The sequence below is a fragment of the Pseudovibrio denitrificans JCM 12308 genome, assembly GCF_001310815.1.
Taxonomy (GTDB): domain Bacteria; phylum Pseudomonadota; class Alphaproteobacteria; order Rhizobiales; family Stappiaceae; genus Pseudovibrio; species Pseudovibrio denitrificans.
This window is the reverse complement of the sequence record NZ_BAZK01000003.1, coordinates 209,405-221,286: the sequence shown is the minus strand read 5'-3', so window position 1 is coordinate 221,286 and position 11,882 is coordinate 209,405. Positions and strand designations below refer to the sequence as shown.

Here is an 11,882-nt window from a genome sequence, read left to right as displayed (position 1 = left end):
AAGTTCAACCAGTGATGACTTAAGGGTTTTGCAGATGCTGAATACTTCTGAAGTGGCAAATGCGGACAACACCGATGTTCGCGACCTGATGGCAACCATTGGCAAGAAAGCGCGCGCTGCTGCACGTGTTCTTGCAATTGCCCCCACAAGCCAGAAGAACAAAGGCCTGGAAGCGATGGCTGCTGCCGTTCGCGCTGCAACCCCGGACATCCTGAAAGCGAATGCTGTCGATCTGGAGACCATGAAAGCCAACGGCCAGCTGGCTTCCTTCATTGATCGCGGTACGCTGAATGAAGAGCGCATTGAGGCAATCGCCTGCGCACTGGAAGACATTGCAAAGCTAGACGATCCTGTTGGCTCCACCATTGCTGAGTGGAAGCGTCCGAATGGTCTGGACATTTCCCGCGTGCGCACGCCACTTGGTGTGATAGGCGTGATTTATGAAAGCCGCCCAAACGTGACAGCAGATGCTGGTGCCCTGTGCTTGAAGGCTGGCAATGCGGTTGTACTACGTGGCGGTTCTGACACCATCAACTCCAATCTTGCGATCTACAAAGCCTTGCAGGCTGGCCTCGCTGATGCAGGATTACCAGTTGATGCAATCCAGATTGTGCCAGTGAAAGACCGTGCGGCTGTTGGTGAGATGCTGAAGGGTTTGGATGGTAATCTGGACGTGATCATTCCACGTGGTGGCAAGAGCCTTGTTGCCCGCGTTCAGGATGAAGCCCGCGTGCCGGTGTTTGCGCACCTTGAAGGTCTGGTTCACATCTTCATCGACAAGAAGGCCGATCTGGACAAGGCGATCGACATTGTCGTCAATTCCAAGATGCGCCGAACAGGTATCTGCGGCGCTGCTGAGACCCTTCTTGTTGACGAAGCTGTCGCGGCAACCATTCTGCCGCCAATTCTAGCGGCGCTTCAGGAGAAGCGCTGTCAGATCCGCGGTGATGAAGAAGTCATGATGCTTTGTCCAACCGCTTCTGAGGCAACAGAGGACGATTGGTCAACCGAATATCTGGACGCAATCATCTCCGTGAAGATTGTTGGTGGTCTGGAAGAAGCGATCGAGCATATCGGTACCTATGGTTCCAACCACACCGACTGCATCATCACTGAAGATCAGATTGCAGCCCGCAAATTCTTTGCTCAGGTGGACTCAGCGATTGTTCTTCACAATGCATCCACACAGTTTGCGGATGGCGGTGAGTTTGGCATGGGTGCTGAAATTGGCATCGCAACAGGCCGCATGCATGCACGCGGCCCAGTTGGTGTTGAGCAGCTGACCAGCTTCAAATACGTTGTGCGCGGGAACGGCCAAACACGTCCATGACGAACACCAAACCGCACGCGATAGAAAATCACGGTAAGCTTTGGGGCAAGTTGGGGAACGTGCAGCCGGACTGGATGCGCCTTCCCTATGCGGCTGATGGAAATCGCATTGGTTTGTTTGGGGGATCATTCAATCCCCCGCATCCCGGCCACTTGCTTGTGGCAGAAACAGCTCTGCGGCGCTTGAAGCTGCATCAGGTCTGGTGGCTGGTTACTCCGGGCAACCCGCTCAAATCTCATCGTGATTTGGCACCCTTGGAAGAGCGCGTTGCTGCGGTTAAAGACCTTGCGCGGCACCCACAGATGAAGGTGACCGCCTTTGAAAAAGTGCTGGGCACCTCCTACACTGCAAGTACGGTACAGCAACTGCAGGTGCGGCGGCCGCATCTCAAGTTTGTCTGGTTGATGGGTGCGGACAATCTCTCCAATTTTCACCATTGGCAAAACTGGCAGAGCATTATAGAAGGGGTGCCGGTGGCAATTGTTGACCGGCCCAAAGCGACCCTTTCGTCGCTTTCCGCTCAAGTTTGCCAACGGTATGCCTTTGCTCAACTAAAAGAAAAAAGTGCAGACCAACTGCCTGAGTGCAAAGCCCCGTGCTGGACCATTTTACGCGGTCCGCTGGACGAAACCTCTTCCACTCTACTGAGGAATAGAGGACACACCCCAGGGTAACTTTGCGCTTTTTGCGGAAACTAGTGTCTTGAAAATGCCATAGGGACCTGAGTATTCTTCTTGACGGAAGGCTTGAGTTTGTGCATTTCAAGCTTTCTCTAACAGCAGGCTACTGCTTTCTCTAACCATGGCGAGGGCTCTTAAGCTGACCATGACAACTCAACATGAAGGGACGGACACCATCGCTCCTCTTCAATCGCACGATCCCACCAAGGATGGGGATGTGCTTGCACTGATCCTCAACAGTCTGGAAGATTCCAAGGCTGAGGACATCGTATCACTCGATCTTGCTGGCAAGTCTGCATTGGCTGATCACATGGTTGTGGCTTCTGGCCGCTCTCACCGCCATGTGGGCGCTGTTGCTGACCACTTGCTCCGTGATCTGAAAAATGCTGGCTACGGTAACGCTCGCGTAGAGGGTATGCCGCATTGTGACTGGGTGCTCATCGATATCGGTGATGCAATCATTCACATTTTCCGCCCAGAAGTCCGCAGTTTCTACAATGTAGAAAAGATGTGGTCTGCGGATAGCTCTGCACCAACGCAGTTCATCGGATAGTATCAGTGCTTCTTTGAAGCACTGAGTATTGCAGTATTCAGTTTCTCTGCCCTTTCAGGGAATGAGGGAGTCTGGACAATTGCCGCTGATGCAGGTGTTGAACCATCTGCATGAGATCTTCTTGCGGGCAACTCTGAACTAAACCCGGAGACTTTATGAAAGTCACGATTGCCTGCGTCGGCAAAATGAAAGCTGGCGCGGAAAAGGACATGTACGAACGCTATCTGGACCGGGCTCGCAAAGCTGGCCGTTCTGTTGGCATCACCTCTGTGTCCGTGGTTGAATTTTCAGAGAGCCGGGCTTCCCGCACGCAAGACAGAAAAGACGAAGAGGCGCAACTTCTGCTCAATGCGCTTCCTTCCGGCGCGATCCTTATCGCACTGGATGAGCACGGCAAGACACTTTCCAGTGAGGCCTTTGCCAAAAAGGTTGGCGGCTGGGCTGATCAGGCATCTCCGACGTGGTTCTCGCCATTGGTGGTGCAGACGGGCACGGACAGGCGCTGCTGCAGCGTGCAGACCTGAAGCTGGCCCTCGGCTCCATGACATGGCCCCACCAGCTGGTCCGCATTATGTGCGGCGAACAAATCTACCGCGCCATCACAATTTTAACTGGACATCCCTACCACCGCGCCTGATTGGCGTGGAGCGCTTCAAATAGGCTGATAAGCATCTTTCAGCTGTGAGGCTTGCAATAGTGTCACAGTTTTTTTCTTAGTGCCTGAATCCCCATGTGCCTGACAGGATTTTTCTACCGACTGTGACGAAGCACAGTTAGAAGTGAGCAACTTCAAACTCGCTTATAGATTTAAAGATTTCTCTATGTTGACTTACCTGACTGACTGCGTTGTGCAGCTGGAAGCCTTCGGCCTAAAACGTATCTTTCCAACACATAAAAAACATAGAGAAGAAGATTTCAAAGACAAATTTGATGCTTCGACCTTGTTTTACGATGTCTTCCGCTCCTTTGATGGCGCTCATATCATTCTCATCGGTCCAAAACCTTTAGGATATGAAGCAGAACTTGCGAAAGCATCATTTGCAATCGGATCTCAGAAGCTAAAGGCCAAGCATCGTAAGTTAAAGCAAATTCACGAGATCTGGATCCGAGTTTCTCCAGATCAGGCAATCGATAAGATCGACATGACGCTGAATGGCGTTCAAGTTCAGATCAATGTTAGCCCAAGCGCATGCAAGCGTTTCAAAGGCAAATACGCACTTTCGACTTTATGTAAGGACACCCCAGTTCCATGGATTTTGGATTGGGTGCGGTTTAATGTTGTAAACCATGGGGTAGATGCTCTGGTTCTCTTCGAGAACAGCGAAAGTCCAAAGCGTGCGCAAGACATTCACGATGCACTTGAGCAATCAGGCCTCGATATCGAATTTGAGGTGGTGCATGCACCGTTTAAGTACGGACCGCCAAAGATGCGTGAAATCAAGTTCCTTCAGCGCTCCATTCTCCAGTTGCTACGCTGGAAGTATGTTCAAACAACTGAAGCGCTGCTGTTCTGTGACGTTGATGAGTTTGTTGTCTGCGAGAAAGGTGTATCTGTATTCTCCGGTTTGAAAGATAGTTTTCTGGGCTACTTTCTCATTCCGGGTATCTGGGTTGAGCCAGTTACCAATGCTGACCTAAGTAAGCTTAAGTCTCTCGACGAGCGCCGGCACCATATGTTTCAACACACAACCAACCCACCAGCTGTAACGCATCGCAAATGGGTGGCAGTTCCTTCGCGCATTCCAAAAAACATCCAGTTCAAAGCTCATGGTGTCCGGCCTGAGCCGAAGCATGCTGCGTGGCTGCATCCTTTCTTTACCCGCATGAAGCCATTTTTGCGCAGTGCAACGCTCTGTCACTTCAATGCCATCAGCACAAGCTGGAAAACAGATCGGGATGAGATCAAGCAAGTAGACACAAGCGAGCACATTGTTCACGAAGAGCTTCAGAATGCGTGTGCAGCAGCTTTCTCTCATAAAATCAGAGAAACTGAGCTCTCATAGCTGTTGAACAACACTGCCAAATCTGTAACTGCCTTGTTTCTTCCTCTTTTGGCTTCTTCACTGCAACGCGTTCGATAGATGTGCCTGAACATTACAATTTAGGCGCAGATATTGATGTTTTTACTGGAAGTCGCTAAGCCTGCAACGTGGTTGACACTTCCTTAACGCTGTGTGGAGCATTATCCTCGGCGTTAACTTTGAGGCCGTGTGCCTGTTTTCTGCAGGATTGGTCTGCGTCGACGTTTAGAGCGAGCTGCGCTCGTGCATCATGCTCTAACACTTTGTTAAAGCGTATTCTTGCCCGAAAACCGGGACTACTTTTCGGGAATACGCCATAGTATTGAAGAAAGTCAGCGTTTTGCTCGGCGCTGCACTTTGGGAGTTCAGTTGTTGCGTTTTAGGGGAAATCTGCTCCTCCAATTGCTGACAAGCTTTGCCTTGTTTTTTGTGGCTGCCTTTGCGTTGCCGCTGCAAAGTACTGCGCAAAAACTGACGAACGTCTCCTTTAAAATTGAGAAGGATGCGATTGATCCTGAAGATCCGGCTGCTGAGGCATTGCGTCAGAAGCAGGCACGGGAGAAAGAGCTTCGTGATCTGAACCAGAATATCTCGCTTTCCAAAGAAAAGCGGGAGGAGATTCAGCGGTCTATTCGTGCGTTGGAGCGGGATGGTGAGAGCCTGAGTGGTGAGTTGATCCGCACTGGTGAGCGCATGAAGAAGCTTGAAAACCAGCTGGAAGCTACTGAAGCCCGGCTGGGTCGTCACAGAAAAAACGAACAATCTGTACGTGCGTCATTGAATGAACGTAAAGATGTTTTAGCTGAAGTTTTAAGTGCTTTGCAAAGGATCGGGCATCGCCCGCCGCCAGCCATGGTCGTGCGTCCGCAGGATGCTCTTGGCGCGGTACGCAGTGCGATCCTGCTGAACTCAATCATGCCGGAAGTGCGGATTGAAGCGGAAGCACTGGCAAGTGATCTTGCTGAATTGTCTCGGCTTCGAGCAAAAATTGAAGCAGAGCGGAACAGGGTTCGAAGTGGTGCAATACAGATGGCGGAGGAGCGCCATCGTGTTGAATTGCTTTTAGAAAAGAAGAAGGCAGCACGGCAGGAGAGCCTTGCAGCGCTGGAAGCCGAGAAGCTCGCGCCAGGGAACTTGCTGAAAAGGCAACCTCTTTGAAAGAGTTGCTTGCTAACCTTGAGCGAGAAGTGGAAAGCAGCCGCCGGGCAGCAGAAGCAGCGCGGCTTGCGGACATTGAGCGGCAGAACCGGATTGCTTCCGGGGATCCGTTTGCTGATCCGAGCCGGTTGAAACCGGCTGTTGCTTTTTCGGAGACTCTTGGGCTGTTGCCTGATCCGGTTTCCGGCACGCTCCTGCAAGACTTTGGGGTTGCAGATGGATTTGGTAACGTAACCACTGGCCAATCCATTGCGACACGCCCGAATGCCCAGGTCACCTCCCCCACTGATGGTTGGGTGGTGTATGCAGGGGATTTCCGCTCATACGGGCAGATGGTAATTGTTAATGCAGGCGGCGGATACCATGTGCTTTTGTCCGGTCTGGACAACGTCATGGTGGAGTTAGGGCAGTTTATTCTAGCTGGAGAGCCAATCGCTAAAATGGGAGAAACGCGCCTTGCAAGCGCTAATAACCTTAATTTTAGTTTGGACCAGCCGGTTTTATATGTAGAATTCAGGAAAGACGGCACTGCAATCGACCCCAACCCATGGTGGTCACGCGCCGAAAACGAAAAGGTTCGCGGATGATACGGAAAGCATCGCTTTTGCTGGTTGGCGTGGTCATGGGGGCTACGGCGGTCGTAACATACTCTCAGGCCCCATTCAGATTTACTGAACCAGCTTCAGCTGCGTCTGCTGATACGTACAATCAGCTTAATCTGTTTGGCGATGTGTTTGAGCGTGTACGCTCTGATTATGTTGAGGAGCCAGCAGACTCCAAACTGATCGAAACCGCCATCAACGGCATGCTCACAAGCCTTGATCCGCATTCCAGCTATCTGCCACCAAAGAGCTTCCGCGATATGCAGGTGCAGACTCGCGGTGAGTTTGGCGGGCTTGGCATTGAAGTGACCATGGAAGACGGCCTCGTGAAGGTTGTCGCTCCAATTGATGACACTCCGGCATTTAAAGCTGGCGTTCAGGCAGGTGACCTGATTACCCATCTTGATGGGGAACAGGTTATGGGCCTTACCTTGAACGAAGCTGTCGAGAAGATGCGCGGGCTGGTTAATACAGACATTACCATCACCGTACGTCGTGAAGGCTTGAATGAGCCTACCGATATTACAATCACTCGTGATGTGATCCGCATTCGCTCTGTTCGCTGGAACAAAGAGGAAGACATCGGTTACATCCGCATCACCCAGTTCAACGAACAGACCTTTGATGGTCTGGAAACCGCTGTTGATGAGCTGACCGCTGAAATCGGCGAGGACAACCTGAAGGGCTTTGTGCTGGATCTGCGCAACAACCCGGGTGGTCTGCTGGATCAGGCGATTGCTGTTTCTGACGCGTTCCTGAACCGTGGTGAAATCGTTTCTACCGTGGCCGTAATGCCGAGGAAACCCAGCGCTACAACGCTCGCAATGGTGACCTGACAGAAGGTGCGCCTGTGATCGTTCTGGTCAACGGCGGTTCTGCTTCAGCCTCCGAGATTGTGGCTGGTGCACTGCAGGATCATCGCCGCGCAACCATTCTGGGCACCCGTTCCTTCGGTAAGGGTTCCGTTCAGACCATTATTCCACTGGGTGCAAATGGCGCTATCCGCCTGACAACTGCACGCTACTACACGCCTTCCGGCAACTCTATTCAGGCGAAGGGTATCCGCCCTGACATCGTCTCCTTGCAGGAACTGCCAGACGAGCTGAAGGGCCGTGCAGAAACCAAAGGCGAAGCTGGTCTTCGTGGTCACCTTCAGGCTGAAGAAGGTGATGAAGGCTCTGGTAGCCAGGCTTACGTGCCGCAGGACAAAGACAAAGACGTGCAGCTGAACCTGGCGAAAGCCCTGCTCCGCGGTGAGAAGACTGATGCAGCCTTCCCACCAAGTGCAGACAGTGCAGCAAACACATCTAAATGATTTAGGACCCCGGGCAGTTCATCTGGATTGCCCGGGGCCTAACTGTTTGTTCTCAGGCATATGACGCTCCGAAAACCGGTAGCTACATTTCAGGGATATGCTATAAAGTGATATTGTACGCCGCGCTGAACCTTCGTTTGGCGCGGCGGAATTTTATGACAGGGTGGGGGCACCAATGGTTAGGAGCGATTTGACAGCTCCGCTTGGAATGAACAAGCGTCGGAGCATCGGGCGGCTGCCGCTCGGCCTGATTGGCGTCGCCATCATGACTGTCATTTTCACCACCGGCTTCATCTGGATTGGCATTGTTGATGATCCCAATGGCGGCGAGCCAATGGCAACTATCGAGCTTTCCAGCGCACTTGACGGCGTTGCTCCCAGCGACATTGAAATTGTTGATCTTCCTGATGGCTCTCAGCTGGATCTGATTGAAGCTGAACAATTTGATGCCAACGGTGTTGGTCCTGACGGCAGCTATCGCCCTTCCCGCCAGCTTGGATCTGCACTGAAAGATCAGGCCAGTGGGCCGACATCTCTCGTCGATCTGGCACGTCGTGTTGATTATGAGGGGCTGGATGGCGGTTTCTCCAGCGAGTCTCTGTCTACCGAACCAATTGAGCAGCTTCTTGAGCCGAATAAGTTCGGATCTCTTCCAAAGATCTCCCCTGAAGGGGTGCGTCCGCTGGATGCTTATGCGCGGCGGCCTAATCCGGCGACGCTGACGCAGGCGCGGATTGCTATTCTGATCAACGGTATCGGCCTCAATTCCGATATGACAATCAAGGCCATTGAGGATCTTCCTGCTGACATTTCGCTGGGGCTCTCTCCTTATGGGGACGACGTTAACAGCTGGATGGAATCTGCACGCCTTTCCGGCCATGAAGTGCTGCTTCAGGCACCGATGGAGCCCTTTGATTACCCGGATAATGATGCCGGACCGCAGAGTCTGTTGACCAATCTGGACCAGAAGCAGAATGATGAGCGCCTTTCCTGGGTTCTTGGGCAGACCAGCAACTATGTTGGGCTTGTGAACTTCATGGGCGATCGCTTCACCTCAAATGAGACCCGCATGAGCGAGTTTTTGAGCAAGGTGCGGGACCGTGGTCTGATGTATGTTGACGATGGCTCCTCCCCTCGTTCCAAAGCTGGCCAAGTGGCTGGAACGCAGAAAGTGCCGTTTGTGCAGGCTGATCTGGTGTTGGACCAAAACCTGAGCGCTGAAGCCATTGGTACGCAGCTGCTGGAGTTGGAAACCATTGCACGCCAGCGCGGCATTGCTGTTGCGACTGCGACAGCCTTTCCGGTGACACTGAACGCTTTGGAAGCGTGGTCTCAGCGACTGGAAGAGCGAGGACTTTCTCTCGTTCCGGTTAGCTCTGCCATCAATTCAACACGTTAAGTCTGCAGCGTTGTAGCTCACTCAAACACAGCTTTGAGTGAACACTGCACAGCAAACCAAGATCACTTTTCGGGGATACACCAACGAGCGGGCTGCGCTGAGGCCTGAACGTGGTTTATGCTCATTCCTCATCTATCCGCCTCTCTTTGCTTGCACTGTTTGCATCTGGAGACGGCCCAAAGATATTCGCATATTGGACCGGACATGACTGATTATAGTTCTCTTCCTTTTCGCCCTTGCGTTGGCATTATGCTTATCAACCGGGATGGGCTTGTCTGGGCCGGCAAACGTTATGGCGACAAACAGCCTATTCCTGAAGAGTATGCCTGGCAGATGCCGCAGGGTGGACTGGATAAGGGAGAAGACCCTTTAGAGGCTGCCAAACGCGAGCTTTTTGAAGAAACTTCCGTCAACTCCATCAGCCTCCTTGCAGAAGCGCCGGATTGGTTCTCCTATGACTTTCCCGATGAGATTCAGCGCAAGGTGCGCAAGGCGAAATATCGCGGCCAGACCCAGCGCTGGTTTGCTTTCCGCTTTGATGGTGATGACAGTGAGATCAACATTCTTACTCCTCCGGATGGCCATGCCCAGGAGTTTTGTGAATGGCGCTGGGAGAAGGCAGAAAACTTGCCAGGACTGGTGATCCCCTTCAAGCATCAGGTTTATGTTGATGTGGTTGAGGCGTTTGCTGAGTTTACGGCTTAACGCAGGTTTTCGCGGTTGCAGTCGCAATCAGGTGAAGAACCGCTTTCTAGCTTCTTGCTCAACGGCGTGGCGGAGTTGCAAGTCTGCAAGCTTCGCCATTTCTTTTTTCCAGTTCGGCGTGCCTTCAGCTTCCTTAACCACCTTACGCTGAATGTCGATTTCCTTCTTCAGCTCAATCTCTTTCGGAACAGCGCCAGCGTCTGCCATGATCCGCATGCCGGCTGCCGTGTCATAGGCCCCCGGTGCATGGGCTGGAAGAGGTTTGCCTTCCCCTTCCAGATTGCTCATCTGCCCTTCAGCTTGTGCTTTCAGGATCTGGCGCTCAGCAAGACTTTTAAAACTCATCGTTCTCACCCTATTTTTCTGTCGGGCTGTCTGAAAAAGTGTAGGTTAGGCCTAAATCATGACCTCTAATTTGTCAACATAATTGACAAATACAGATATTAAGCAAGATAAATCATATGCTTAAGAAACCAGAATCAAAGACCGAGCTGCTCTATGCAGGCATTCAGATGACACGGCCGTTGCTGCGGACAATCAGCATGTGTGTGGAGGCGGATCTGGAAGGCACGGATCTTACACTCGGGCAACGGGCTGTGATGGAAGCAGCTTTGGTGCTTGAACAGGCAACGGCGCCTGAACTGACCGACTTTCTGCAGTTGAAGCGGCAGTTTGTGGCCAAGATGCTCAAAGAATTGCTGGACAAGAAGATGGTGGAGCAGCTGAGCAACCCTCGACATAAACGCTCGGTGTTTTATCGCCTGACACCTGATGGCAAAGCGCTGATTAAAAAAGTTACGCACCGCTGAGATGAACAAGGTAGAAGAGTTCGCACAGTCATTTTCTGACGAAGAAGTTGAGACTTACTACCGTATGCAATGCGTGCTGAATGACGCATTGGCTAAACGGTCTTAGGTTTGCTCTTTAGCGATTGCCGTTGTTTTTTGCATGAGATTGGATTGAGAAATGAGCAGGTTTTGGAGCCCTATTGTCCACGCGTTGGAGCCATACACACCGGGTGAGCAGCCAAAGCATCAATCCTTTATCAAGCTGAATACCAATGAGAACCCATGGGGGCCTTCTCCACGCGCGCTGGAAGCGATCAAGGATGCTTCGGGTGATGCCCTGCGGCTCTATCCGGACCCTATTGCTTCTGATCTTCGGGAAAGCATTGCTTCTACCTTTCAGCTGAGTGCGGACCACATCTTTGCGGGCAATGGCAGTGATGAGGTGCTGGCGCATGCGTTTAATGCGTTTTTCTGCGGCAAAGACCCGGTGCTGTTTCCCGAGATCACCTATGCGTTCTACCCAACCTACTGCAAGCTCTATTCTATTGAGCATCGGATGGTGGCGCTGACAGATGATTTCCGTATCAATCTTGATCAGCTTCAGGGGCCATGCGGTGGTGTTATCATTGCCAACCCGAATGCACCGACAGGCATCGCGCTGCCGCTTGAGGATATTGAGCGCGTTCTGAAAGCCAACCCCGATGTGGTGGTTCTGGTTGATGAGGCTTATGTCGACTTTGGCGCTGAAAGTGCCGTTGCACTGGTGCCACAATACGACAACTTGCTGGTGGTGCAGACCTTTTCTAAATCCCGTAGTCTCGCCGGGATGCGTGTTGGCTTTGCCGTTGGGCAGCCGCATCTGATTGAAGGGCTGAACCGGGTCAAAGACAGTTTCAACTCCTACCCGCTTGGGCGCCTCTCTTTGGTTGGTGCCTTAGCTGCTTGGGACGATACAGCCTGGTTTGAGAAAACACGCAATCAGATTGTGGCGGATCGAGAACGCCTTACTGAAAGGATGCAGGGACTTGGGTTTACGGTACTGCCGTCCTCTACCAACTTCATCTTTGCCTCTCATGAGAGTGTTCCTGCAGAGCAACTGTTGGCTGGGCTTCGGGAGAAAGGCATTCTGGTTCGGCATTTCAAGAAAGAGCGCATCCGCAACTGGCTGCGTATTTCCATCGGGACCACTGAAGAGTGCGATGCTTTGCTAAACACGCTAGAGGCGCTACTCTGACTGAAACTCCGGCGTTTATCCGGTTGATTGGCTGGCCTGTCACGGCGATGTCGTGCAGGTGTCGGCTTGCTGTCGTGGTGTTTAGTTTAAGAAACTT

11 protein-coding genes and 2 pseudogenes are annotated in these 11,882 nt (G+C 52.2%); 12 read left to right on the top strand and 1 reads right to left on the bottom strand.

All coding sequences use genetic code 11. The features are described 5' to 3' along the window. The first annotated feature begins 28 nt into the window (after positions 1 to 28). The 10 genes and pseudogenes from JCM12308_RS04580 to JCM12308_RS04540 all read left to right on the top strand — a co-directional run bounded on the left by JCM12308_RS04580 (position 29) and on the right by JCM12308_RS04540 (position 9,763). Positions 29 to 1,330, top strand: a complete 1,302-nt coding sequence (locus JCM12308_RS04580) for a glutamate-5-semialdehyde dehydrogenase (RefSeq protein WP_373282327.1) — start codon at positions 29 to 31, stop codon at positions 1,328 to 1,330. Then, entirely contained in the window at positions 1,327 to 2,004 is a 678-nt protein-coding gene (locus JCM12308_RS04575; protein ID WP_014283580.1) for a nicotinate-nucleotide adenylyltransferase, read from the top strand. Before JCM12308_RS04580 ends, JCM12308_RS04575 begins: the two co-directional genes overlap by 4 nt. 151 nt (positions 2,005 to 2,155) lie before the next feature. After that, the gene (gene rsfS / locus JCM12308_RS04570) at positions 2,156 to 2,563 is read left to right on the top strand and encodes a ribosome silencing factor (protein WP_014283579.1); all 408 of its coding nucleotides are present in this window, start codon (positions 2,156 to 2,158) and stop codon (positions 2,561 to 2,563) included. A gap of 155 nt (positions 2,564 to 2,718) precedes the next feature. Continuing rightward, positions 2,719 to 3,200 (top strand): annotated as a pseudogene (gene rlmH / locus JCM12308_RS04565) (23S rRNA (pseudouridine(1915)-N(3))-methyltransferase RlmH). A gap of 184 nt (positions 3,201 to 3,384) precedes the next feature. Then, entirely contained in the window at positions 3,385 to 4,566 is a 1,182-nt protein-coding gene (locus JCM12308_RS04560; RefSeq protein WP_054782978.1) for a hypothetical protein, read from the top strand. Positions 4,567 to 5,004: 438 nt separating this feature from the next. Next, positions 5,005 to 5,742: a murein hydrolase activator EnvC family protein gene (locus JCM12308_RS29010; protein WP_208978253.1), complete on the top strand. Its 738-nt coding sequence runs from the start codon at positions 5,005 to 5,007 to the stop codon at positions 5,740 to 5,742. Next, positions 5,739 to 6,329, top strand: coding sequence for a murein hydrolase activator EnvC family protein (locus JCM12308_RS29005; protein WP_208978252.1), 591 nt, complete (start codon positions 5,739 to 5,741; stop codon positions 6,327 to 6,329). Before JCM12308_RS29010 ends, JCM12308_RS29005 begins: the two co-directional genes overlap by 4 nt. After that, positions 6,326 to 7,659 (top strand): annotated as a pseudogene (locus JCM12308_RS04550) (S41 family peptidase). The gene JCM12308_RS29005 and the pseudogene JCM12308_RS04550 overlap by 4 nt, the downstream one beginning before the upstream one ends. A gap of 175 nt (positions 7,660 to 7,834) precedes the next feature. Then, a complete protein-coding gene (locus JCM12308_RS04545; protein WP_208608927.1) occupies positions 7,835 to 9,058 on the top strand; it encodes a divergent polysaccharide deacetylase family protein in 1,224 nt (407 codons plus the stop codon). Positions 9,059 to 9,262: 204 nt separating this feature from the next. Further along, positions 9,263 to 9,763 (top strand): RNA pyrophosphohydrolase, encoded by a 501-nt coding sequence (locus JCM12308_RS04540; RefSeq protein WP_054782977.1) that lies wholly within the window; start codon positions 9,263 to 9,265, stop codon positions 9,761 to 9,763. Between the two features lie 27 nt (positions 9,764 to 9,790). On the opposite strand, the gene JCM12308_RS04535 is transcribed toward JCM12308_RS04540, so the two are convergent. Continuing rightward, positions 9,791 to 10,108, bottom strand: a complete 318-nt coding sequence (locus JCM12308_RS04535; protein ID WP_054782976.1) for a DnaJ family domain-containing protein — start codon at positions 10,106 to 10,108, stop codon at positions 9,791 to 9,793. 116 nt (positions 10,109 to 10,224) lie between these two features. Here JCM12308_RS04535 and JCM12308_RS04530 point away from each other — a divergent pair, with 116 nt between their 5' ends. Beyond that, entirely contained in the window at positions 10,225 to 10,572 is a 348-nt protein-coding gene (locus tag JCM12308_RS04530; protein WP_208978251.1) for a MarR family winged helix-turn-helix transcriptional regulator, read from the top strand. A gap of 157 nt (positions 10,573 to 10,729) precedes the next feature. Next, complete coding sequence (hisC, locus tag JCM12308_RS04525) at positions 10,730 to 11,785, top strand: histidinol-phosphate transaminase (protein WP_054782975.1); 1,056 nt, start codon at positions 10,730 to 10,732, stop codon at positions 11,783 to 11,785. The last annotated feature ends 97 nt before the right edge of the window (positions 11,786 to 11,882 follow it).

Coding starts and splice junctions, on each gene's coding strand:
- JCM12308_RS04530 (WP_208978251.1), top strand. CDS start 10,225: ATGCTTAAGAAACCAGAATCAAAGACCGAGCTGCTCTATGCAGGCATT.
- JCM12308_RS04545 (WP_208608927.1), top strand. CDS start 7,835: ATGGTTAGGAGCGATTTGACAGCTCCGCTTGGAATGAACAAGCGTCGG.
- JCM12308_RS04540 (WP_054782977.1), top strand. CDS start 9,263: ATGACTGATTATAGTTCTCTTCCTTTTCGCCCTTGCGTTGGCATTATG.
- JCM12308_RS04575 (WP_014283580.1), top strand. CDS start 1,327: ATGACGAACACCAAACCGCACGCGATAGAAAATCACGGTAAGCTTTGG.
- rsfS (WP_014283579.1), top strand. CDS start 2,156: ATGACAACTCAACATGAAGGGACGGACACCATCGCTCCTCTTCAATCG.
- JCM12308_RS04535 (WP_054782976.1), bottom strand. CDS start 10,108: ATGAGTTTTAAAAGTCTTGCTGAGCGCCAGATCCTGAAAGCACAAGCT.
- hisC (WP_054782975.1), top strand. CDS start 10,730: ATGAGCAGGTTTTGGAGCCCTATTGTCCACGCGTTGGAGCCATACACA.
- JCM12308_RS04560 (WP_054782978.1), top strand. CDS start 3,385: ATGTTGACTTACCTGACTGACTGCGTTGTGCAGCTGGAAGCCTTCGGC.